Origin of the sequence: Variovorax sp. DXTD-1 (assembly GCF_003984625.1) — a bacterium.
GTDB lineage: Bacteria > Pseudomonadota > Gammaproteobacteria > Burkholderiales > Burkholderiaceae_C > Variovorax.
In genome coordinates this window covers 41,462-62,925 of record NZ_RWKH01000014.1, presented here as the reverse complement: position 1 = coordinate 62,925, position 21,464 = coordinate 41,462, and the positions used below count along the sequence as shown (strand labels likewise).

At 65.8% G+C, this 21,464-nt stretch carries 20 protein-coding genes and 1 riboswitch; of the genes, 14 read left to right on the top strand and 6 right to left on the bottom strand.

Going from position 1 to position 21,464, the window contains the following annotated elements; genetic code table 11:
- Positions 1-8 precede the first annotated feature (8 nt).
- The 4 genes from EJI00_RS14710 to EJI00_RS14695 form a co-directional block, all read right to left on the bottom strand.
- Complete coding sequence (locus tag EJI00_RS14710) at positions 9-779, bottom strand: SDR family oxidoreductase (protein ID WP_126748256.1); 771 nt, start codon at positions 777-779, stop codon at positions 9-11.
- A 75-nt stretch (positions 780-854) separates the two neighbouring features.
- Positions 855-1,766 (bottom strand): pseudouridine synthase, encoded by a 912-nt coding sequence (locus EJI00_RS14705; RefSeq protein WP_126748255.1) that lies wholly within the window; start codon positions 1,764-1,766, stop codon positions 855-857.
- Positions 1,763-3,073 (bottom strand): leucine-rich repeat-containing protein kinase family protein, encoded by a 1,311-nt coding sequence (locus EJI00_RS14700; RefSeq protein WP_126748254.1) that lies wholly within the window; start codon positions 3,071-3,073, stop codon positions 1,763-1,765. The genes EJI00_RS14705 and EJI00_RS14700 overlap by 4 nt, the downstream gene beginning before the upstream one ends.
- A 17-nt stretch (positions 3,074-3,090) precedes the next feature.
- Positions 3,091-4,161: an MBL fold metallo-hydrolase gene (locus EJI00_RS14695; RefSeq protein ID WP_126748253.1), complete on the bottom strand. Its 1,071-nt coding sequence runs from the start codon at positions 4,159-4,161 to the stop codon at positions 3,091-3,093.
- Positions 4,162-4,281: 120 nt separating this feature from the next.
- Between EJI00_RS14695 and EJI00_RS14690 the strand changes: the two genes are divergently transcribed.
- The 9 genes from EJI00_RS14690 to iaaH all read left to right on the top strand — a co-directional run bounded on the left by EJI00_RS14690 (position 4,282) and on the right by iaaH (position 14,071).
- Entirely contained in the window at positions 4,282-4,689 is a 408-nt protein-coding gene (locus tag EJI00_RS14690) for a MerR family transcriptional regulator (RefSeq protein WP_126748252.1), read from the top strand.
- 39 nt (positions 4,690-4,728) lie between these two features.
- A complete protein-coding gene (gene can, locus EJI00_RS14685; protein ID WP_126748251.1) occupies positions 4,729-5,493 on the top strand; it encodes a carbonate dehydratase in 765 nt (254 codons plus the stop codon).
- Between the two features lie 4 nt (positions 5,494-5,497).
- The gene (gene aceK, locus EJI00_RS14680) at positions 5,498-7,318 is read left to right on the top strand and encodes a bifunctional isocitrate dehydrogenase kinase/phosphatase (protein WP_126748250.1); all 1,821 of its coding nucleotides are present in this window, start codon (positions 5,498-5,500) and stop codon (positions 7,316-7,318) included.
- Between the two features lie 51 nt (positions 7,319-7,369).
- Positions 7,370-8,554 carry an acetyl-CoA C-acyltransferase gene (locus EJI00_RS14675; protein ID WP_126748249.1) on the top strand — a complete coding sequence of 395 codons (1,185 nt, stop codon included), beginning with the start codon at positions 7,370-7,372 and terminating at the stop codon, positions 8,552-8,554.
- 81 nt (positions 8,555-8,635) lie between these two features.
- Positions 8,636-9,886: a glutamate carboxypeptidase gene (locus tag EJI00_RS14670; RefSeq protein WP_126748248.1), complete on the top strand. Its 1,251-nt coding sequence runs from the start codon at positions 8,636-8,638 to the stop codon at positions 9,884-9,886.
- Between the two features lie 61 nt (positions 9,887-9,947).
- Positions 9,948-10,475: a hypothetical protein gene (locus EJI00_RS14665; protein ID WP_126748247.1), complete on the top strand. Its 528-nt coding sequence runs from the start codon at positions 9,948-9,950 to the stop codon at positions 10,473-10,475.
- Positions 10,476-10,534: 59 nt separating this feature from the next.
- Complete coding sequence (locus tag EJI00_RS14660; RefSeq protein ID WP_126748246.1) at positions 10,535-11,665, top strand: acyl-CoA dehydrogenase family protein; 1,131 nt, start codon at positions 10,535-10,537, stop codon at positions 11,663-11,665.
- Complete coding sequence (locus tag EJI00_RS14655) at positions 11,662-12,474, top strand: metallophosphoesterase (protein WP_126748245.1); 813 nt, start codon at positions 11,662-11,664, stop codon at positions 12,472-12,474. The genes EJI00_RS14660 and EJI00_RS14655 overlap by 4 nt, the downstream gene beginning before the upstream one ends.
- An 88-nt stretch (positions 12,475-12,562) precedes the next feature.
- The gene (iaaH, locus tag EJI00_RS14650) at positions 12,563-14,071 is read left to right on the top strand and encodes an indoleacetamide hydrolase (protein WP_221885042.1); all 1,509 of its coding nucleotides are present in this window, start codon (positions 12,563-12,565) and stop codon (positions 14,069-14,071) included.
- A 16-nt stretch (positions 14,072-14,087) separates the two neighbouring features.
- On the opposite strand, the gene EJI00_RS14645 is transcribed toward iaaH, so the two are convergent.
- Entirely contained in the window at positions 14,088-14,825 is a 738-nt protein-coding gene (locus EJI00_RS14645; protein WP_126748244.1) for a helix-turn-helix transcriptional regulator, read from the bottom strand.
- A 133-nt stretch (positions 14,826-14,958) separates the two neighbouring features.
- Here EJI00_RS14645 and EJI00_RS14640 point away from each other — a divergent pair, with 133 nt between their 5' ends.
- The 4 genes from EJI00_RS14640 to EJI00_RS14625 all read left to right on the top strand — a co-directional run bounded on the left by EJI00_RS14640 (position 14,959) and on the right by EJI00_RS14625 (position 18,662).
- A complete protein-coding gene (locus tag EJI00_RS14640; protein WP_126748243.1) occupies positions 14,959-15,387 on the top strand; it encodes a YchJ family protein in 429 nt (142 codons plus the stop codon).
- A gap of 26 nt (positions 15,388-15,413) precedes the next feature.
- Positions 15,414-15,519, top strand: a riboswitch (TPP riboswitch).
- An 87-nt stretch (positions 15,520-15,606) separates the two neighbouring features.
- The gene (thiC, locus tag EJI00_RS14635; protein WP_126748242.1) at positions 15,607-17,493 is read left to right on the top strand and encodes a phosphomethylpyrimidine synthase ThiC; all 1,887 of its coding nucleotides are present in this window, start codon (positions 15,607-15,609) and stop codon (positions 17,491-17,493) included.
- A gap of 55 nt (positions 17,494-17,548) precedes the next feature.
- Positions 17,549-18,241 carry an HAD family hydrolase gene (locus EJI00_RS14630; RefSeq protein ID WP_126748241.1) on the top strand — a complete coding sequence of 231 codons (693 nt, stop codon included), beginning with the start codon at positions 17,549-17,551 and terminating at the stop codon, positions 18,239-18,241.
- A 94-nt stretch (positions 18,242-18,335) separates the two neighbouring features.
- Positions 18,336-18,662 (top strand): thioredoxin family protein, encoded by a 327-nt coding sequence (locus tag EJI00_RS14625; RefSeq protein ID WP_126748240.1) that lies wholly within the window; start codon positions 18,336-18,338, stop codon positions 18,660-18,662.
- Positions 18,663-18,976: 314 nt separating this feature from the next.
- Here the strand turns inward: EJI00_RS14625 and EJI00_RS14620 are convergent, their stop codons facing one another.
- Positions 18,977-20,005: an AraC family transcriptional regulator gene (locus tag EJI00_RS14620; RefSeq protein WP_126748239.1), complete on the bottom strand. Its 1,029-nt coding sequence runs from the start codon at positions 20,003-20,005 to the stop codon at positions 18,977-18,979.
- Between the two features lie 140 nt (positions 20,006-20,145).
- Between EJI00_RS14620 and EJI00_RS14615 the strand changes: the two genes are divergently transcribed.
- Complete coding sequence (locus tag EJI00_RS14615) at positions 20,146-21,318, top strand: isovaleryl-CoA dehydrogenase (RefSeq protein ID WP_126748238.1); 1,173 nt, start codon at positions 20,146-20,148, stop codon at positions 21,316-21,318.
- Positions 21,319-21,464 lie beyond the last annotated feature (146 nt).

The following is a 21,464-nucleotide window of genomic DNA, read 5'->3' as shown; positions in this document are numbered from 1 at the left end:
TCAGGCGCTCAGCGCGCGTGCGTCACGCCGCCGTCGACCACCAGCGTGGAACCCATCACGTAGTCGCCGGCGCGCGAGGCAAGATAGATGGCGGCGCCGGCCATGTCTTCCGGCGTGCCGATGCGGCCCGCGGGAATGCGGCCCTTGACCTCGTCGCCGTGGTCGCGCGCGTCCTTGTTCATGTCGGAAGCGAACGCGCCCGGCGCGATCGCGCTCACCACGATCCGGTCTTGCGCAAGGCGCAGTGCCATGCGCCGCGTCAGCTGGATCAGCCCGGCCTTGCTGGCCGCATACGAATACGTTTCCTGCGGGTTCACCGAGATGCCGTCGATGGACGCGATGTTGATCACCTTCGCCAGGTGATCGGTCGCAGCCTTCTTGAGCATCGGCGTCAGCGCCTTGGTCAGGAAGAAGGGTGTTTTCAGGTTCAGGTCCACCACCTTGTCCCAGCCGCTCTCGGGAAACTCGTCGTACGGTGCGCCCCAGGCCGCGCCGGCGTTGTTGACCAGGATGTCGAGCGAGTCTTCATGCTTGGCATACGCATCGACCAGCGCCTGCGCACCTTCCAGCGTCGACACGTCGGCCGGCAAAGATACGCATTGCCCGAAGGCCGAAAGCTCCTTGGCCGTCTGATCGCAGGGCGCGGCCTTGCGGGCTGAGATGTACACGCGCGCGCCCTGGGCCAGAAAGCCCTCGGCGATCATGCGGCCGATGCCGCGCGAGCCGCCGGTGATCAAGGCGCTGCGGCCCTTCAGCGAGAAGAGTTGGGTGGTGTCCATGGTGCAGGTGTCTCCTGAATGAAATGACGAAAGATTTCAGGAAACGAGCTTAGTGCGCCGCGTGCGCGCAGCGCGTCACCTTGGCGGCAGGGCCAGGCTCCGGGGGCTCGTGAAGCTGCGCAATTCGCCGCTCACGGGGTCTTGAAACGCCACCGACTTGGCCAGCAGCTGCAAGGGCTTGTCGAAGTCGTCGCTGTCGGGCGGCAGGAGTGTGGGGTAGATCGGGTCGTTGACGATCGGCATGCCCAGCGCCATGCAGTGCACCCGCAACTGGTGCTTGCGGCCGGTCACCGGCGAAAGCTTCAGCAGCGCGTAGCCGTCGGCCGCCTCTTCCACGGCGATGCGCGTTTCCGAATTGGGCTCGCCGGCTTCTTCTTTCACGCGCATGAAATGCTCATCGTCGACCAGCCGGCTGCGGTAAGTGCCGGGCACCGACGACACGCCCGGCTGCCACGGCACCACTGCCTCGTAGTGCTTGGCGATGCGCCGCTCGGGAAACATGGCCTGGTAGGCGCCGCGGGTTTCGGGGCGTATCGAAAAGAGCACCAGCCCCGCCGTGCTGCGGTCGATGCGGTGCAGCGGCACCAGGTCGTCGAGCTTCAGCTTGCGCTTGAGCCGCACCAGCAGGCTTTCCTGCAGGTACTTGCCGGTGGGCGTCACGGGCAGGAAGGGCGGCTTGTCCACCACCACGAGCTGGTCGTCCTGGAACAGCACCTGCTCGTCGAACGGAATGCGCACCTCAGCGTCGAGCGTGCGGTAGTAGTACACGCGCAGCGGCGCCTGGTAGCGGCGCTGCGCGGTCACGGGCACGCCGTGCTCGTCGATCACGTCACCGGCCTCGATGCGGGCCATCCACGTCTCGCGCGAGATCGCCGGAAAGCGTGCGATCAAAAAATCGACGATGGTGGGCCAGTGGCCTTGCGGCAGGCCGACGCAGCTCGGGCCGACCCCATCGCGCGTGGGCAGCGGCAAGCGCGGGCTCGTCATTGCGAGAGCTCGCCCTGGAGCAGCGACAGCGCCTCGGCGAACGACGGCCGCGCGGCAATGTCGGGCTGCATGCAGCGGTCTTTCAATGCCATCATGGCCTCGGGCGGGGCATCGCTGCAGCGGTCGAGCAGCTCTTCCAGCAGGCAGCCAAAGGCGCGCATCTCCAGCCGTTGCAAGGCTTCGATCTGCACCGGATCGAGCGCGTCCGTCATCCACGCCGCGCCAAAGTCGCCAAGCAACCCGCCGCCCTGCGCCCTCCACAGGATGTTGTGCGCGTAGAGGTCGCCATGAAGAATGCAGCGCGCATGCAGATGCCGCATGGCCGAAGCAATGTCGCGCGCAATGCCCAGAGCCACGCCGGAAGTCCATTGCGCATCGGCCGCATAGACGTCGCGCGTGCACGAAGCCAGGCTGGGCGGGCCCGCGAGCGTGCGGAAAGATGGATCCACCAGCGCCATGACGAGGCCTTCGGTGCCTTCCGGGTGACCGTCGATACGGCTTTGCGCGGCAATCAATGTCGGATGCACGCCGGCTGCGATACTCGCAGCCATTTCGCTGTGCGGCCAGCCGTCGCTCGTCACCGCGCCCTTGAACAGCTTGACGGCCACGGGCTTCGACGTCGTGCCGAGCGTCGCCTGGTAGATCACCCCCGAGGCGCCTTCGCCGAGCTTTTCGCCCAGTGCCAGTTCGCGCCAGTGGACGCGCGGCACCGATTGCGCGGCAATGGCGGCATCTTCGACTCGTGCATCGTAAGGATTGCCAGCGCCTGCCAGCCACGAAAGTCGCGGCAGCGAAAACACCAACTCGGGCAGCACATCGAAGCGATTGGCGGAGGTGCGCAGCATCTCGAGCTCGCTGCAGGCCGCCAGAGATTCCGGCAGCGCGCACAGTCGATTGCCGGCGAGCATGAGCTTCTGCATTCGCGTGCATTGGCCGACCGACTCGGGCATCGTCTCGACCTGGTTGTCCGTCAGGATCAGCCAGCGCAACAAGGGCAATTGCAGCGCCGCGGTGGGCACGGTGCGGATGCGGTTGGCCTTGAAGCCGACCATCTCCAGTTCCTGGCATCGGCCGATCGATTCGGGCAACTGCGTGAAGCGGTTGTCGGAGCAGAACAGCACGCGCAGGCGGTGCAGCCGGCCAAGATCGTCGGGCAGCGCATCGAGCGCGTTGCCCGAAAGGTTCAAGACCTCGAGCGAATCCGCCAGGTCATAAATTTCGCGCGGAAACTCCGTGAGTCCGCACGAGAGATCGATTCGTTTGGCGCCAGCCAGCCGGCCGGCGCGCAGCTCAGCCAGCGTGTCCATCCGGCGAGTCTAAATCCCTACGCTGCGGCGCTGCGGGCTCCGAAGCGGTAGATGCCGTCCGACCCCAGTTCGCGCCTGAGCTGGCCCGAGAACCACAGCAGGTGCAGGTGCGCCACGGTCTCGCCCATGGCAAAGGTCATCTGGTGCAGGTCGAGTTCGCGCTTGAACAGGATGGGCAGGCCCTCGGCGGCGGTCAGCGGGCGGGCGGTGCAGGCTTCGAGCAGTTCGGCCAGGCGGTCGCGGTGGTGCTCCTGCAACTGGTCCACACGGCGGTGAATGCCGGTGAACGGCTTGCCATGCGAAGGCAGGCCCAGCGTGTCGGCCGGCAACGCCTTGAACTTGTCGATGCTGTCCAGGAAAAGCCGCAGCGAGTTGGCTTCCGGCTCGCCCGAGTGCACGCTCACGTTGGTGGAAATGCGCGGCAGCATCATGTCGCCGCCCAGCAGCAGCTTCAGTTCGTCGCAGTAGAGGGCAATGTGTTCGGGCGCATGGCCGTAGCCGCTGATGCAGCGCCAGGCGTGGCCGTTGATCGATACCGTGTCGCCGTCCATCATGCGCGTGAAGCGCTCGGGCACCGAAGGCACCATGTTGGCGTAGTAGTTGGTGCGGGCGCGAATCTTGGCCACGGCCTCCGGGTCGGTCAGGCCGTGCGACGCAAAGAAGTTGGCCGCCGCGTCGCCGCCGGCCAGCGTGTCGCCGGCGGAGGTGAGCACGCGGGCCACGTGGTAGTCGGTCGAGCTGATCCACAGCGGCGCGCTCCAGCGCTTGCACAGCCAGTCGGCCAGGCCGATGTGGTCGGGGTGCATGTGCGTGACGATCACGCGCAGGACCGGCAGGCCCTGCAGTTGCGTTTCGAACACGCGTTCCCACTGCGCACGGGCTTCGTCATGCGCAATGCAGCAGTCGACTACCGTCCAGCCCTCGACCCCGTCGAGGCTGTCGCGCAGCAGCCAGAGGTTGATGTGGTCGAGCGCGAATGGCAGCCGCATGCGGATCCAGCGCACGCCCGGCGCGACTTCCAGTACTTCGCCGGGGGCGGGCAGGGTGTCGCCCAAGGGGTAGTGGAGTTCGCGTTCGAGGAGGTTCATGTAAGATTGACGTTTACGTAAACGTCATGGGTTAAGGGCATCATTGTAGGGAGACCGGGGCAAACCTGCTGTCGCCATCGCAACGCCCCTCCAGACGGCTTTTCGACCGATTTCAGCCACATGCCTGCGCCGACCTTCACCATCAGCCAGCTCGCGAAGGAGTTCGACCTCACGACGCGCGCCATCCGCTTCTATGAAGACATGGGGCTGCTCACACCGGAGCGGGCCGGCATGCAGCGCATCTACAGCGCGCGCGACCGGGCGCGGCTCACGCTCACATTGCGGGCCAAGCGCCTTGGCCTGAGCCTGACCGAGGCCAAGGACATCCTCGACATGTACGACAGCCCGCGCGACACCGTGGCGCAGCTGCAGAAGTTTCTCGGCGTGCTGGGCGCGCACCGCGCCCAGCTGGAAGAGCAGCTCGCCGAACTGCAGGCCAACCTGGCCGAAGTGCGCGAGCACGAGAAAAAGGGCCGCGCGGCACTGGCCAAAGCCCAAAGGACGGCCAAAACGGCCAAGACGGCCTGAAATACCGCACCGAATCACCACTCATCGACAATCATGCCCATGTCCGACAATCTTGATGACCTGTTCGCCCACAACCGTGCCTGGTCCGCACAAATGGAACGCGACCGGCCCGGCTTCTTCACCAGCCTGGTGAAGCAGCAGACGCCGCGCTACATGTGGATCGGCTGTTCCGACAGCCGCGTGCCCGCCAACCAGATCACCGGCCTGGAGCCCGGCGAGGTGTTCGTGCACCGCAATGTCGCCAACATCGTGGTGCATTCCGACCTGAACGCGCTCTCGGCGATTCAATTCGCGGTCGAGCACCTGAAGGTCGAGCACATCATGGTGGTGGGCCACTACGGCTGCGCGGGCGTCAAGGCGGCGCTCAGCGGCAAGCGCATCGGCCTGGCCGACAACTGGATCCGCCACATCCAGGACGTGCGCGACCGCCACGCCGTGATGCTCGACAGCCTGCCCGAAGAGGTGCGTGTCGACGCGCTGTGCGAACTCAACGTGGCCGAGCAGGTGGTCAACGTGGCGGTCAGCACCGTCATGGTCGATGCCTGGGGCCGCGGCCAGAAGGTCGAGATCCACGGCTGGACCTTCGGCGTGCACGACGGCCTGCTGCAGGACCTGGGCCTGAACGTGGACGGCGCCAAGCCGCTGGACGCGGTGTACAAGGCGGCGGTGCAGCGCATCCGCTACAAATGGAGCAAGCCGCTGGGCGCCTCGCCGTCCGCACAGGCCGGTGCCGACGGGACCGAAGCCACCGAAGCCCTCCCGCTCGTCCAGCCCGGGGAAGGCAGCGGCGCGAAAACCGGCTGAAGCCATGTTTCCGCAGCGCCTCGATTCGCCGCTGGCTTACGACATCGCCAAGGCGATGATCGATGGATTCAATCGCCACTACAGCCTGTTCCGCGCTGAATCGGCGCGCGCCAAGCACCGCTTCGAAACGGCCGACTGGCACGGCCAGCAGCGCGCCCAGCGGGAGCGCATCGAGTTCTACGACCTGCGCGTGAACGAGGCCGTGGCCCGGCTCGAGAAAGAATACAAGGCCGGCGACCAGCCGATGGAGGTGTGGCACCAGATCAAGCTGCACTTCATCGGCCTCCTGGTGGACCACCACCAGCCTGAACTGGCCGAGAGTTTCTTCAACTCGGTCACGACGAAGATCCTGCACCGCGCCTATTTCCAGAACGACTTCATCTTCGTTCGGCCGGCCATCAGCACCGAGTACATCGAGCCGCGCGGCGCGCCCACTTATCGGCCCTACTACCCCTCGCACGACACGCTGGCCGACACCATCGAGCAGATGCTCGATGACTATGCGCTGCAGGGCACATTCGCCAACAAGCGGCGCGATGCCGAGCGCGTGGCGCACGCGATCATGGGGCGCTTTCACCAGGTGAAGCTGCGCGCCAACTTCCAGATCCAGGTGCTGTCGGGGCTGTTCTACCGCAACAAGGGCGCCTACGTGGTCGGCAAGATCATGAACGGCTTTGTCGAGCTGCCGTTCTCGCTGCCCATCTTGCACGACAGGCATGGCAAGTTCTATGTGGATGCGGCGCTCTTCGGCGAAGACGACCTGCAGATGCTCTTCAGCTTTGCGCGCGCCTACTTCATGGTCGACATGGAAGTGCCCTCGGCCTGCGTGCAGTTCCTGCGCTCGCTCATGCCGCGCAAGCCGCGCGCCGAAATCTACAACGCGCTGGGCCTTGCAAAGCAGGGCAAGACGCTGTTCTACCGCGACTTTCTTTCACACCTCAACTATTCGAGCGACCGCTTCCGCATTGCGCCGGGCATCAAGGGCATGGTCATGCTGGTGTTCGACCTGCCTTCGTTCCCGTTCGTGTTTAAGGTCATCAAGGATTTCTATCCGCCGCAGAAGGACACCACCCGCGAGCAGATCAAGGGCAAGTACCTGCTCGTGAAACAGCACGACCGCGTGGGCCGCATGGCCGACACGCTGGAGTACAGCGACGTGGGTTTTCCGCTCGACCGCTTCGAGCCCGAGCTGATCGAGGAAATCCGGAAGTTCGCGCCCAGCCAGCTCGAGATTGCCGACCGCGACGGCAACGGGGAGATGGAGCTGGTGCTCAAGCACGTCTACATCGAGCGCCGCATGATTCCGCTCAACATCTTCCTGCAGGAAGCCTTCGACACGCTGGCCAACCCGGAAAGCCCGGCCCATGCCAAGCGCGCGAAGGAGCAGCTGGAGCACGCGGTCGTCGAATACGGCAACGCCATCAAGGACATGGTGGCGGCCAACATCTTTCCCGGCGACATGCTGTGGAAGAACTTCGGCGTCACGCGCGGAGGCAAGGTCGTGTTCTACGACTACGACGAAATCGAATACATCACCGATTGCCAGTTCCGCAAGGTGCCCGCGGCGCGCAACGAGGAAGACGAGATGAGCGGCGAGGTCTGGTATTCGGTCGGCCCGAAGGACGTGTTTCCCGAAACCTTCGGCCCCTTTTTGCTCGGCAACGACGCGGTGCGCGAAGCCTTCATGGCGCACCACGCCGACCTGCTCGACGCCGCCTTCTGGCAGCACCACAAGGAACGCATCCAGGCCGGGCAAATGCTCGATGTGTTCCCGTACGAAGAAGCGCAGCGCTTTCCGCACGACGGGCACGCGACGCATTTTTGATTGAGACCCCGGTCCACCGCGACACCTTTCAACTTTCCGAAGGAGATCACCATGTCCGAATCCATCGTCATCGTCGGCGCCGCCCGCACCCCCATGGGCAGCTTCCAGGGCGACTTCTCTTCCCTCTCCGCGCACGACCTCGGCGGCGCCGCCATCAAGGCTGCCGTCGAGCGCGCGGGCATTGCGACCGAGAGCGTCGGCGAAGTGCTGTTCGGCAACTGCCTCATGGCCGGGCAAGGCCAGGCGCCGGCGCGCCAGGCGGCCTACAAGGGCGGCTTGCCCGACAGCGCGGGCGCGGTCACGCTCAGCAAGATGTGCGGCTCGGCCATGAAGGCCGCCATGCTCGCACACGACCTGCTGCTGGCCGGCACGCACGAGGTAATGGTGGCCGGCGGCATGGAAAGCATGACCAACGCGCCCTATCTCATGCTCAAGGGCCGCGGCGGCTACCGCATGGGCCACGACAAGATCTATGACCACATGATGCTCGACGGCCTCGAAGACGCCTACCAGCCGGGCCGCTCGATGGGCACCTTCGGCGAAGACTGCGCCGCCAAGTACAAGTTCACGCGCGAGCAGCAAGACGCCTTTGCCATTGCCAGCGTGCAGCGCGCCAAGGCGGCCACCGAGTCCGGCGCGTTCAAGGACGAGATCACGCCCGTCACCGTGAAGGGGCGCGGCGGCGACACCGTCATTTCCATCGACGAGGGCCCGGGCAAGGTCAAGCTCGACAAGATCGCCACGCTCAAGCCCGCGTTCAAGAAAGAGAACGGCACCATCACCGCCGCATCGAGTTCGTCGATCAACGACGGCGCTGCGGCGCTGGTGATGATGACCGAATCGCATGCGAAGAAGATCGGCGCCAGGCCCATCGCGCGCATCGTCGGCCATGCCACGCATGCGCAGCAGCCCGAGTGGTTCTCCACCGCGCCGGTGGGCGCCGTGGCCAAGCTGTTCAAGAAGACCGGCTGGAGCGTGAAAGACGTCGACCTGTGGGAAGTGAACGAAGCTTTCGCCGTCGTGCCAATGGCGCTGATGCATGAGCTCGACGTGTCGCACGAGATCGTCAACGTGAACGGCGGTGCCTGCGCGCTGGGTCACCCCATCGGCGCCAGCGGCGCGCGCATCATGGTCACGCTCATTCATGCGCTGAAGGCGCGCGGCAAGAAGCGCGGCGTGGCCACGCTGTGCATCGGCGGCGGCGAAGGCACCGCCGTGGCACTCGAATTGCTCTGATAAAAACGACCGCCACAAGCGCCCCTTGCCGGCGCGCCTCGTGGTTCTTCTTCAAAATATCGCAGACGCCAGGAGTTCTTCATGCGCCCATCCATCCAACGTACCGTCATGACGGCCTTGCTCGCCGGCGCCTTTCTTGCGCCCGCCGCCGGCTGGGCGCAGAAACGCGACAACGTGCTCTTCCAGGCCGCGACCGATGCGCAGCCCGCGGTGCTCAAGACGCTGGAGCAGCTCGTCAACATCGAAACCGGCACCGGCGATGCCGAAGGCATTGCGGCCGCGGGCAACTACCTCGAGGCCGAACTCAAGAACCTCGGCTTCACCGTCACGCGCAGCAAGTCGGCCGGGCTCGCGGTGGGCGACAACATCGTCGGCAAGATCAAGGGCCGGGGCGGCAAGAACCTGCTGCTGATGTCGCACATAGACACCGTCTACCTCAAGGGCACGCTCGCGAAGGCGCCTTTCCGCATCGAGGGCAACAAGGCCTACGGCCCGGGCATTGCCGACGACAAGGGCGGCAACGCCGTCATCCTGCACACGCTGAAGCTGCTCAAGGACTACGGCGTGCGCGACTACGGCACCATCACCGTGCTCTTCAACACCGACGAGGAAAAAGGCTCCTTCGGCTCGCGCGACCTGATCCAGGAAGAAGCCAAGCAGGCCGACTACGTGCTTTCGTTCGAACCCACCTCGGCCGGCGACGAAAAGCTTTCGCTGGGTACCTCGGGCATTGCCTACGTGCAGGTCAACATCACCGGCAAGGCCTCGCATGCCGGCGCCGCGCCAGACCTGGGCGTGAACGCGCTCGTGGAGGCGTCCGACCTGGTGCTGCGCACCATGAGCATCGACGACAAGGCCAAGCACCTGCGCTTCAACTGGACCATCGCCAAGGCCGGCAGCGTGTCGAACATCATCCCCGCCAGCGCCACGCTGAATGCCGACGTGCGTTATGCGCAAAACGAAGACTTCGAAGCCGCCTTGAAGACGCTGGAAGAAAAGGCGCAGCAAAAGAAGCTGCCCGAATCCGACGTCAAGGTGCTGGTCACCCGCGGCCGCCCGGCCTTCAATGCAGGCGAGGGCGGCAAGAAGCTGGTCGAGAAGGCCGTAGCTTTCTACAAGGAAGCCGGCGGCACGCTGGGCGTTGAAGAACGCACCGGCGGCGGCACCGATGCGGCCTACGCGGCGCTTTCGGGCAAGCCGGTGATCGAAAGCCTGGGCCTGCCGGGTTTCGACTATCACAGCGACAAGGCCGAATACGTGGACATCAGCGCCATTCCACGGCGCCTGTACATGGCGGCGCGGCTCATCATGGACTTGGGCGCCGGCAAGTAACGGCTGTCGAATGATGAGGAGCAAGCGCCTTCGCGCATCCATCCGTTGGACTGATCGGCTGATGTTGTTGTCCACCGCACTAGGTCTGATGGCGTTCGGATGTGCGCGCGCTTTGGCCGAACAACCTAAGGCGAATCTGCAACTCGGTGAGATTTCTGTTCATGTGCTGGGAACCCTGCTGCTCGACAAGGTTCGCGGTTCTGTTCAATGGAGTGCGATCCCTATCGACACTATCCCTCAAGTCGAATCGGACCTCGTCATGATCTACAGGGCGCAGGTCATTCGTTGTGGCGGCTTTCTCGATGAGTTGGCCCCAATGCTGGCTGCGCGCCCCGATGCGATCACTTCAATTCAGCGCACCGAGAAGAACGCCGCAATGGCGCCGCTGGAAATAAGCAGCAGCGTTCTTTCGAGCATGCGATGGGCTTTCCCCGACCTGGATGCTCGCGCCGAGCGCTTTTCGCGAACTCGACTGACAGAAGTGATGAAGGTCTTGGCGTCTGGAGATTGGCAGATCCAGCCGCCGTGTCTTTCGCCTGGCTACGCAGCACAAGTCGCTCAGCCAATCGAAGGACAGAGCCGCCGTTGAAGAGCCTGCGGTAGAGCCATCAGACAACAATCCAACGACCGAACAGCTCGGAAACACTCATGCTGCTTACCCCCGACCAGGAAGCCATCCGCGACGCGGTGCGCGATTTCTCACAGGCCGAACTCTGGCCCAACGCCCCGAAGTGGGACCGCGAGCACAGCTTTCCGAAGGAAGCGCACCAGGGCCTTGCGGCGCTGGGTGCCTACGGCATCTGCGTGCCGGAAGAGCATGGCGGCGCGGGCCTCGACTACCTCACGCTCGCGCTGGTGCTCGAAGAAATTGCGGCCGGCGACGGCGGCACCAGCACGGCCATCAGCGTGACCAACTGCCCGGTCAACGCCATCCTCATGCGCTACGGCAACGCGCAGCAGAAGAAGAAGTGGCTCGAACCGTTGGCGCAAGGGCAGATGCTCGGTGCCTTTTGCCTGACCGAACCGCAGGCCGGCAGCGATGCGTCGAGCCTGCGCACCACGGCGCGCAAGGATGGCGATACCTATGTGATCGACGGCGTGAAGCAGTTCATCACCAGCGGCAAGAACGGCCAGGTCGCCATCGTGATTGCGGTGACCGACAAGGGTGCCGGAAAGCGCGGCATGAGCGCCTTCATCGTGCCCACCGATGCGCCCGGCTACAGCGTCGCGCGTCTCGAGGACAAGCTCGGCCAGCACAGCAGCGACACCGCGCAGATCAATTTCGACGGCTGCCGCATTCCGGCGGAAAACCTGATCGGTGCGGAGGGCGAGGGCTACAAGATTGCGCTGGGTGCGCTCGAAGGTGGTCGCATCGGCATTGCGGCGCAGAGCGTGGGCATGGCGCGCAGCGCGTTCGACGTGGCGCTGGCCTACGCCAAGGAGCGTCAGGCCTTTGGCGGTTCGATCTTCGAACAGCAGGCCGTGGGCTTTCGCTTGGCCGAATGCGCCACGCAGCTCGAAGCCGCCCGCCAATTGATCTGGCACGCCGCGAGCCTGCGCGACGCCGGCCGCCCCTGCCTGAAGGAGGCCGCCATGGCCAAGCTGTTCGCCAGCGAAATGGCCGAGCGTGTGTGCAGCGCCGCCATCCAGACGCTGGGCGGCTACGGCTATGTGAACGACTTTCCGCTCGAGCGCATCTACCGCGACGTGCGGGTGTGTCAGATCTACGAAGGCACGTCCGACATCCAGAAGCTGCTCATTCAACGCGCGCTGGCGTGAGCTCCGGCACGCGCCGCCGGCCGCCGGTGTTCCGGATCGCGGCGGCGGTCCTGCTGCTGGCGCTGGCCGCCTGGACCGTAGCCGTCGAGCCGCTGAGTTCGGCGCAATGGCAGGCGCCCGCCGGACTCAAGGTGGCCATGGCGGGCGATTGGCATCTCACCACGCGCTCGGCATGGCGCATTACCAGCGTGGAGCGCGCCGCGCGCATCGTCGACCAGATCAACGCCGCGCAGCCCGACGTGATCCTGCTGCCCGGCGACTTTCTTGCGGGTTCGGGTGGCGACGAAGACCTGTCCATCGAGGAGATGGCCGCCGTGCTGGGCCGCCTGAAAGCGCCGCAGGGCGTGTACGCGGTGCTCGGCAACCACGACTGGTGGCACGACGGAGAACGCACGGCGCGGGCCTTGTCTGCACAGGGCATCCGCGTGCTCGAAAACGCATCGGTACGCCTGCCGGATCATGACATCTGGGTGGTCGGCATCGGCGACGACTCGACGGGCCACTCGCAGCCGGACAAGGCGTTGGCCGGCGTGCCGAAGGGCGCCGCCACGCTGGTCATGATGCACGACCCCTTCAGCTTCGCGACCATGCCGCGCACTCGAGGCTTGGTGGTGGCCGCGCACACGCACGGCGGGCAGATCAGTGTGCCGGGCTACGGCGCCCTGGTGGTGCCGGGGCGCGCGCCGCGTGAGTGGGCCTATGGCTGGATCGCGCACAAGGACAAGCGCATGTACGTGACCAGCGGTCTGGGCGTGAGCATTCTTCCGGTGCGCTTCAACATGCGGCCCGAGTGGGTGATGTTCCAGTAAGACATTCATGCGGTGTCATCGGTTTCGATGACAGACAGAACGGTGACAGCGGCGCAGCATGGCGGCCTCTTCGTCGGAGGTTCTTGCCATGCCCTTTTTAAAATCCATTTCCCTCGCCGTGGCCCTGCTGTGCCTCGGTGCATCCGCACTGGCGCAGCCCGCCGCCGCTGACGTTGCCACGCTGACCGCGAGCGATGCCGTGCAGCAGCTTTGCGCCGGCACCCTGACCAGCGAGCAACTCGTGACGGCCTACCTCGCGCAGGCCAAGGAGAGGGCGAACCTCAACGCCTTCATCACCCTCGACGAAGCCGGGGCGCTGAAGGCCGCGCGCGCCGCCGATGCCTTGCGCAAGCGCGGGGGCGCCTGCAAGCCGCTGGCCGGCCTGCCGGTGGTCATCAAGGACAACATCCAGGTGCGGGGCCTGCCCGCCACGGCCGGTTCGCCTGCGCTCAAGGGCTTCGTGCCCACCGCCGATGCGCCGGTGGTGGCCAAGCTTCGGGCGGCGGGGGCCGTCATCCTCGGCAAGACGAACATGCACGAGCTGGCCTTTGGGGTCACCGGCTACAACCCCGCGTTCCAGAGCGGACCCGAGGTGGGGGTGCGCAACGCCTACGACGCGAGCCGCGTGGCGGGCGGTTCGTCGTCGGGCAACGGCGCGGCGCTCGGCGCGCGCATGGCGCCCGCGGCCCTGGGCACCGACACGGGCGGCTCGGTGCGTATTCCGTGCGCATTCAACGGCTGCGCTTCGCTGCGTCCCAGCATGGGCCGCTACTCGCAGCGGGGCATCGCGCCGATCTCGCACACCCGCGACACCGCCGGACCGATGGCGCAGTCGATGGCCGATGTCGCGCTGCTCGACCGCGTGATTGCAGGTGGCGCCCCGCTGAAGCCTGCCGACCTGAAGCGCGTGCGGCTCGGCGTGGTGCCGGCTTTCTACGCCAACCTCGACGCCGACACGCGCGCCGCGACCGACGCAGCGCTGGCCAAGCTGCGCGCTGCGGGCGTCACGCTGGTGGACGTGGAGATGCCCAGGCTCATGGAACTCAATGGCGCCATCGGCTTTCCGGTGGCGCTCTACGAGGCGCACGACGACATGGTGGCCTACCTCGCGAAGTACCGCACCGGCATCGACATCGCGCAACTGACGGCCGGCATCGCAAGCCCCGACGTCAAGGGCACCTTCGAAGCTTTCGTGATCCCGCGCAAGCTGCCCGCGCCGAACGGCGTGGTCGACGCGAAGCCGGCCTACGACCACGCGATGCGTGTCGCGCGGCCCGCATTGCAGAAGCTCTATCGCGACACCTTCGCGAAGAACAGGCTCGACGCACTCGTGTTTCCGACGGTGCCGCGCGTGGCGCTGGCCGCCGGGCCCGAGGCCAGCAGCCCCGAGAACTTCGGCGCGCTGATCCAGAACACCGACCCCGGCAGCAACGCCGGTATTCCGGGCATTCAGCTGCCCTCGGGCCTTGGCGCAACCAGCGGGCTGCCTGTGGGGTTGGAACTCGACGGACCCGCCGGCAGCGATCGCAAGCTGCTCGCCGTGGGGCTTGCAGTCGAAGGCGTGCTGGGCCGGCTGCCGGCCCCGAAGTCGAAGTAGGGCGCCTCCGGCCGTATCAGCGCTGAGCCAAACCGGCCAGCGCCGACCGGCGCTCGATGCCGAGCTTGTCGAAAATGCGCCGCAGGTAGGTGCGCACCGTCGGCACGCTCACCGCCATGCGGCGCGCAATTTCCTTGTCGGTCAGGCCTTCGCACACGGCCCGCGCGACTTCTTGCTCCCGCGTGCTCAATGCGCGCCACGCCGTATCGGCGGCGGGCATCGGCACGGCAGCCGCCGTGCGTTGCGCACGCTGCAGCGCACCGATGAACGCGGGCTCGATCAGGTCGAGCAGCGCCTTCTCGTGGTCGCCGAAATCGCCGCGGCCCTTGCGCCGCCAGATGCGCAGGTCGCCCAAGGCGCGGCTGCCCTCGAAGGCATGCAGGTTCATGCCCCAGTGCAGTCCGTCGCGCGAAAGAAAGTCGGTAAAGAACGCCGTGCGCATCAGTTCGCGCTGCGGCATCACGTCGGTCACGCGGGTGGCGCGGCGGTGCGACTGCAGCACGAAGGTGATCGGGTCGTGGTGCTGGTGCCATTCACCGTAGCGGTCGAGGTTGGCGGGGTCCATGTTCAGCGCCACGCGGCCGTCGAATCGGCCGCTTTCGGCATTCCACACGAAAGAGGCGAACTGGTCCGCGTGCAGCAGGTCGAGCAGCGCCCAGCCAAGGCGCTCGCGAATGTCGCCTTCGCCTCGGTCTTCCGCCAGCAGCGTGAAAACGCCGCGCAGCGCCTGCTGTTCGGAACCTGTCAGGTACATCGCCGCCTCGCTCTTTCGTGTGCCGAAGTAAGGCTAACGTTTAGCAAGCGGCGCGCCAAGGGTGGATCTCCGGGGCGGCCCCGGGGTTGCCCCATCGAGGGGAGGCCCGCGAGGTGTTCCAATAGAGGTCTTCATGAGTGCCACCGTTCCCACCACCGGACCTTGCCCCTGCGGCCGCACGGACCGTCGAGACAAGCCCATCGGCTATGCCCTGTGCTGCGGCCGCTACCTCGAAGATTTCGAGGGCATGCCCGCGCCGGACGCCGAATCGCTGATGCGTTCGCGCTACACGGCCTTCGTGCTGGAGCGGGGGCCTTACCTGCTCGCCACCTGGCATCCGTCGAAGCGGCCGGCCTCGATCGAGTTCGAGCCGGGCGTGAAATGGCTGGGGCTCGACATCCGCTCGCGATCGGTGCTCGACGCCGACCATGCCGAGGTCGAATTCGTCGCCCGGCAGCGCAGCAGCACCGGCACCGCCACGCGGCTGCACGAGCGCAGCCGCTTCGTGCGCGAGGGCGATCGCTGGTTCTACCTCGAAGGCGACTTGCAGACTCCTGGTTGACTCGGCGGGCCGAGGCTCGCACAATCGGCCTCGCTCCGGGGTGCACGCATGTGGCGTGCTGAGATGGCAAAGCTGCCGACCCGCGAACTTGATCCGGGTCATACCGGCGTAAGAAGAGCTGCACTCCCTGACTCCGGTCCCGCCACCTACCCACCGTGGCGGCCCAAAGTCCACCGAGCGATTGCGGAGCACCCTTTCCCTCAACAAGGAGTGCCCCGCATGAATGCCCCCGACAAGTTCACCTCCCTGCTCTCGCTCACGCGCGAGCCCTTTCCCGCTTCGCACAAGTGCCTGATTCCGGGCAGCCGGCCCGACCTGAACGTGCCGGTGCGCGACGTGCTGCTCACCAACGGCGAGACCGTGTCGCTCTACGACACCTCGGGGCCGTACACCGATGCCAAGGTCGAGATCGACGTGCGTCGGGGCCTGCCCGGCGTGCGCGGCGCCTGGATCGTCGAGCGCAACGACACCGAAAGCTACGAAGGCCGCTCGCACCAGGCGCTCGATGAGGGCCTCAAGCACGCGCACGACCACGATGCCCAGCGCCTGGCCGAACTGCGCGCCGGCGCCTCGGCGTTGCAGCGCACGCCGCGCCGCGCGAAGTCGGGTGCCAATGTCACGCAGATGCACTACGCACGCCGCGGCATCGTCACGCCCGAGATGGAATACGTGGCCCTGCGCGAGAACGGCAAGCGCGAGTGGATGGCCGAGTACTTGGCCAACGAGGAGCGCGCGAAGCGCGTGGCCGGCAACCCCATGGGCGCGAGCATTCCGCGCATCATCACGCCCGAGTTCGTGCGCGACGAAGTGGCACGCGGCCGCGCAATCATTCCGGCCAACATCAATCACCCCGAGGTCGAGCCGATGGCCATCGGCCGCAACTTCAAGGTGAAGATCAACGCCAACATCGGCAACTCGGCCGTCACTTCGAGCATCGAGGAAGAAGTCGAAAAGCTGGTGTGGGCGATTCGCTGGGGTGCCGACAACGTGATGGATCTTTCGACCGGCAAGAACATCCACACCACGCGCGACTGGATCGTGCGCAACAGCCCGGTGCCCATCGGCACCGTGCCGATCTACCAGGCGCTGGAGAAGGTGGGCGGCGTGGCCGAAGACCTGACCTGGGAGATCTTCCGCGACACGCTGATCGAGCAGGCCGAGCAGGGCATCGACTACTTCACGATCCACGCCGGCGTGCGCCTGCCGTTCATCCACCTGACGGCCGACCGCATGACGGGCATCGTCTCGCGCGGCGGCTCGATCATGGCCAAGTGGTGCATCGCGCACCACAAGGAGAGTTTTCTCTACGAGCGCTTCGAGGACATCTGCGACATCATGAAGGCGTACGACGTGAGCTTTTCGCTCGGCGACGGGCTGCGCCCGGGATCGGGTGCGGATGCGAACGACGAAGCGCAGTTTGCCGAGCTGCGCACGCTGGGCGAGCTGACGCAAGTCGCATGGAAGCACGACGTGCAGACCATGATCGAAGGGCCGGGCCACGTGCCGATGCACATGATCCAGGCCAACATGGACGAGCAGATCAAGCACTGCCACGAGGCCCCGTTCTACACGCTCGGGCCGCTGACCATCGACATTGCGCCGGGCTACGACCATATCGCGAGCGCCATCGGCGCCGCGATGATCGGCTGGGCCGGCACCGCAATGCTCTGCTACGTGACGCCGAAGGAGCACCTGGGCCTGCCCGACCGCGATGACGTGAAGCAGGGGATCATTGCCTACAAGATCGCTGCGCATGCGGCGGACGTGGCCAAGGGACACCCCGGAGCACGCTCGCGCGACGATGCGCTCAGCAAGGCACGCTTCGAATTCCGCTGGCAGGACCAGTTCAACCTGGGGCTCGACCCCGACACGGCGCGCGAATTCCACGACGAGACCCTGCCCAAGGATTCGAGCAAGGTGGCGCACTTCTGTTCGATGTGCGGGCCGAAGTTCTGCTCCATGAAGATCACGCAGGAAGTGCGGGAGTACGCCGCCAAGAAAGGCGTGGCCGAGGCCGAAGCAATGGCCGAGGGCATGGAGGAAAAGTCGAAGGAGTTCATGGCGGGTGGCGGGGAGATCTACATCCCCATACGGCCGGTGGCCTGAGCGTGCGCGGGGTCGTTGCTACCATGGGGGCTCTCCCCGAAACCCCTTCAGCGCAATGACCCCATTTCCCTTCGCCGCAGTCCTCTTCGACTGCGACGGCGTTCTCGTCGACTCCGAACCCATCACCAACCGCGTGCTTGCCGAAATGCTCGGCGAACTCGGTTGGCATCTGACCACCGAAGAGTCGATGAACACCTTCACCGGCAAGGCCGTGAAGGACGAAACGGACCTCATCGAATCCAAGACCGGCGTCCGGATTACCGAGGAGTGGCTCAGGGCATTCAGGGCCCGCCGCAACGAAGCCCTCGAACGGGACTTGGTAGCCATTCCCCACGCTCCCGCAGCCATCCGCGAAATTCATGCAAGGCTCAAGGGCCGCATCGCGTGCGCCTCGGGTGCCGACCGCCACAAGGTCGAGCTTCAACTGGCGAAGGTGGGCCTGCTGGATTGCTTCCAGGGCCGCATCTTCAGCGGCCACGAGACGCCGCGCTCCAAGCCGCACCCCGATGTGTACCTTGCCGCCGCCGAGGCTCTGGGTGTCGATCCGAAGCGCTGCGCGGTGGTCGAAGACACCGTCACAGGCGCCATGGCCGGCGTGGCCGCAGGCGCCACGGTGTTCGGCTACAGCACCGGCGAATCAGGCCATAGCGGACCCGAGGCGCTGCGCAGTGTGGGCGCGCTGCAGGTGTTCAGCGACATGCGGGAGCTGCCGGCGCTGCTTGCGGCGCATGGCATGCAGCCCGCCTGAAAAACCAGCCGGCTAACCCAAGCCCCTGCCGCAAGCAAGCCCGCAAAATTTTGGTGCAATGGACCAAGCAACCCAAGAAAGGAGCCAGATCGCCATGACTTCCGAATACAAGACCGAGCAACCGGCCCGCGCCGAAATCGATGCCCTGAAAGGCCCCGCGGTGGTCGAGTTCGGTACTAACTGGTGCGGCATCTGCAAGGCCGCGCAGCCCAATATCGCAGAAGCTTTTGCCAAGTATCCGGACATCCCGCGCATCAAGGTAGAGGATGGCAGCGGCCGTCCCTTGGGGCGCTCGTTCAACGTGCGGCTGTGGCCCACGCTGGTGTTCATGCGCGATGGCAAGGAAGTCGCGAAGCTGGTGCGTCCGGAAGACAGCCAGTCGATTTCGGATGCGCTGGCTTTGATTGCTCAGCCGGGGTGATTGCTCGGTTTTAGCACTGCTTCTTTCGGGGCGGCGCACCCGCCGACGGGGTACCTTACTCCGCGAATGTCCCCCGGGGCTGCGCCCCTCCTCCTTTATTTCGCTGCGCAAGGCACCCCGCCAGCGGGTGCGTTGCACAGAGTGGTCGTTGATCAGCGGAACACCAGCAGCGCGTCCATGTGCACAGGGCATCGGGTGCTCCGCGCAGCGAAATAAAGGAGGAGCCGAAGGCGGGGGACATTCGCGGAGGGGAGTACCCGGTGGCCTCTGCACAAGCCCTGAACAGCAGCGCCCCGAACAGCAGCAAAAATAAACTACAACCCCAGCGCCCGAAAGTCACGCGGCGCGTGCCCGGTCCACTGCAGGAACGCACGCGAAAAACTCTTCTCGTTGCGAAACCCCACCGACAGCGCCACTTGCTTGATCGGCCGATTGGTCCGGCGCAGCTGCTCCACCGCCATCTCGTGGCGTACTTCGTTCTTCAGCACCTGCAGCGATGTCCCTTCTTCGTGCAGTTGCCGGTGCAGCGTGCGGCCCGATACGTTCAGCAGCGTGGCCAGCGCCTCCGCCGTGGTGGCTTCGCCGGCGCGCGAACGCAGCAGCTCGCGCACCCGCTGCCCCAGCAGGCGGTCGCGACGGTACTGAAGGATGGTGAGCGGCAGCGCACGCTTGAGCATGGCGCGCAGTGCTCGCTCGTCACGCTGCAGGGGCAGGGCGAGATATCGCTCGTCGAAGCTGATGGTGGCCTGCGGCGCTTCGAAGCGTACCTCTGGCGTGAACATCGGCGCGTAGGCGTCTCGGTGCGGCGGCGCCGCGAACGGAAAGGTGGCGTTGCGCAGCGAAATGCGCGAGTCGATGGCCCAGCACATGTAGCCATGCATGAAGCGCAGGCTGGTCACCAGGCAGAACTCGCGAAACGCCTCGTCGAGCGGGCGCTTCTCGGTAATGCGCAGCGTGGCCACGCCACCCGCCACCTCGAGCGCAAGACCGATGTCCTCGGTCAGCAACCGGTGGTGGCGGCACCAGCGCTTGATGGCCACGCCCAGGTCGGGCGAGCTCAGCGATGCGCGGCACAGCATGCCGTAGCTGCCCCAGGGCAGGCGCCGCGAGAACCAGCCCAGCGCCTCGTCGTCCAGCTCCTGCATGGCGTGTTCCGACAATGCCTCGAACTGCGCCGCAGTGACCCGCGCGCCCGGCCGCGCCAGTTCGCGCGGCGTGATCTGTGCCGCTTTCAGGGCCTCCGCCGGGTCGATGCCGTAGCGCTCATAGCCCTTCACGATGGCTCTCACAAAGGCCATGGGCGTGACCGCTCGGGCGGGTTTCAGGAAGGCGGGCGAGGTCATGGTCGGGCGAGCAGTGCGTGGCGCAATTTGCAACCATTGTGGCGCCAATTGCGGCGCGGCGAGGCGTAAGCTGTGTTTCTTCCAAGCGCCAATCCGCGTGGGTAGCTCTGCGCGCCGACCCCTCAGAGGAGACAAGACATATGCACGATCCCGGCCTGAACTTCGACCTGGGCGAGGACATCGACTCGCTGCGCAGCGCCATCCAGGACTTTGCCGCGAACGAAATCGCGCCGCGCGCCGCCGACATCGACCGCGACAACCTGTTTCCGCACGACCTGTGGCAAAAGCTCGGCGAACTCGGCCTGCACGGCATGACCGTGAAGGAAGAATTCGGCGGCACCGAGCTGGGCTACCTGGCGCACATCGTGGCCATGGAAGAAGTCTCGCGCGCCTCGGCTTCGGTAGGCCTCTCGTACGGCGCGCACTCCAACCTGTGCGTGAACCAGATCCACCGCAACGGCAGCGACGCGCAGAAGAAGAAGTACCTGCCCAAGCTGGTGAGCGGCGAGCATGTCGGCGCGCTGGCCATGAGCGAGCCCAACGCCGGCTCCGACGTGGTGAGCATGAAGCTCAAGGCCGAGAAGAAGAACGGCTACTACGTGCTCAACGGCGGCAAGATGTGGATCACCAATGGCGGCGACGCCGACACGCTGGTGATCTACGCCAAGACCGAACCCGAGATGGGCGCGCGCGGCATGACGGCCTTCATCGTCGAGAAGAGCTTCACGGGCTTTTCGGCCGGCAGCAAGCTCGACAAGCTCGGCATGCGCGGCTCCAACACCTATCCGCTGTTCTTCGACAACTGCGAAGTGCCGGAAGAGAACGTGCTCGGCGGCGAAGGCATGGGCGCGAAGGTGCTGATGAGCGGCCTCGACTACGAGCGTGCCGTGCTCTCGGGCGGCCCGCTGGGCATCATGGCCGCGTGCATGGATGCGGTGCTGCCCTTCATTCACGAGCGCAAGCAGTTCGGCCAGAGCATCGGCGAGTTTCAGCTGATGCAGGGCAAGCTCGCGGACATGTATTCGACCTGGCAGGCCACGCGCGCCTATGTGTACGCCGTGGGCAAGGCCTGCGACCGCAACGACCATGCGCGCACCTTCCGCAAGGACGCGGCCGGCGCCATTCTCTATTCGGCCGAAAAGGCGACCTGGATGGCCGGCGAGGCGATCCAGGCGCTGGGCGGCATGGGCTACACCAAGGAGTTTCCGGTCGAGCGGCTGTGGCGCGATGCCAAGCTGTACGAGATTGGCGCGGGGACGAGCGAGATCCGAAGGATGTTGATCGGGCGTGAGCTGTTCGCGGAAACGGCCTAGGATGTTTTTCTCCCTCCCCCTCTGGGGGAGGGCAGGGGTGGGGGCAAGCGGCGTTCGATGAAGCACTGCACCGAACAAGCGCCGCTCGCCCCCATCCCAACCTTCCCCCGGAAGGGGAAGGAGCAAGGCAAAACGGAGACAAGGAA

What these genes read in the sequence shown, in the direction of transcription:
- EJI00_RS14710 (WP_126748256.1), bottom strand. Translation starts at nt 779, where the DNA reads ATGGACACCACCCAACTCTTCTCGCTGAAGGGCCGCAGCGCCTTGATC.
- EJI00_RS14705 (WP_126748255.1), bottom strand. Translation starts at nt 1,766, where the DNA reads ATGACGAGCCCGCGCTTGCCGCTGCCCACGCGCGATGGGGTCGGCCCG.
- EJI00_RS14700 (WP_126748254.1), bottom strand. Translation starts at nt 3,073, where the DNA reads ATGGACACGCTGGCTGAGCTGCGCGCCGGCCGGCTGGCTGGCGCCAAA.
- EJI00_RS14695 (WP_126748253.1), bottom strand. Translation starts at nt 4,161, where the DNA reads ATGAACCTCCTCGAACGCGAACTCCACTACCCCTTGGGCGACACCCTG.
- EJI00_RS14690 (WP_126748252.1), top strand. Translation starts at nt 4,282, where the DNA reads ATGCCTGCGCCGACCTTCACCATCAGCCAGCTCGCGAAGGAGTTCGAC.
- can (WP_126748251.1), top strand. Translation starts at nt 4,729, where the DNA reads ATGTCCGACAATCTTGATGACCTGTTCGCCCACAACCGTGCCTGGTCC.
- aceK (WP_126748250.1), top strand. Translation starts at nt 5,498, where the DNA reads ATGTTTCCGCAGCGCCTCGATTCGCCGCTGGCTTACGACATCGCCAAG.
- EJI00_RS14675 (WP_126748249.1), top strand. Translation starts at nt 7,370, where the DNA reads ATGTCCGAATCCATCGTCATCGTCGGCGCCGCCCGCACCCCCATGGGC.
- EJI00_RS14670 (WP_126748248.1), top strand. Translation starts at nt 8,636, where the DNA reads ATGCGCCCATCCATCCAACGTACCGTCATGACGGCCTTGCTCGCCGGC.
- EJI00_RS14665 (WP_126748247.1), top strand. Translation starts at nt 9,948, where the DNA reads ATGTTGTTGTCCACCGCACTAGGTCTGATGGCGTTCGGATGTGCGCGC.
- EJI00_RS14660 (WP_126748246.1), top strand. Translation starts at nt 10,535, where the DNA reads ATGCTGCTTACCCCCGACCAGGAAGCCATCCGCGACGCGGTGCGCGAT.
- iaaH (WP_221885042.1), top strand. Translation starts at nt 12,563, where the DNA reads ATGCCCTTTTTAAAATCCATTTCCCTCGCCGTGGCCCTGCTGTGCCTC.
- EJI00_RS14645 (WP_126748244.1), bottom strand. Translation starts at nt 14,825, where the DNA reads ATGTACCTGACAGGTTCCGAACAGCAGGCGCTGCGCGGCGTTTTCACG.
- EJI00_RS14640 (WP_126748243.1), top strand. Translation starts at nt 14,959, where the DNA reads ATGAGTGCCACCGTTCCCACCACCGGACCTTGCCCCTGCGGCCGCACG.
- thiC (WP_126748242.1), top strand. Translation starts at nt 15,607, where the DNA reads ATGAATGCCCCCGACAAGTTCACCTCCCTGCTCTCGCTCACGCGCGAG.
- EJI00_RS14630 (WP_126748241.1), top strand. Translation starts at nt 17,549, where the DNA reads ATGACCCCATTTCCCTTCGCCGCAGTCCTCTTCGACTGCGACGGCGTT.
- EJI00_RS14625 (WP_126748240.1), top strand. Translation starts at nt 18,336, where the DNA reads ATGACTTCCGAATACAAGACCGAGCAACCGGCCCGCGCCGAAATCGAT.
- EJI00_RS14620 (WP_126748239.1), bottom strand. Translation starts at nt 20,005, where the DNA reads ATGACCTCGCCCGCCTTCCTGAAACCCGCCCGAGCGGTCACGCCCATG.
- EJI00_RS14615 (WP_126748238.1), top strand. Translation starts at nt 20,146, where the DNA reads ATGCACGATCCCGGCCTGAACTTCGACCTGGGCGAGGACATCGACTCG.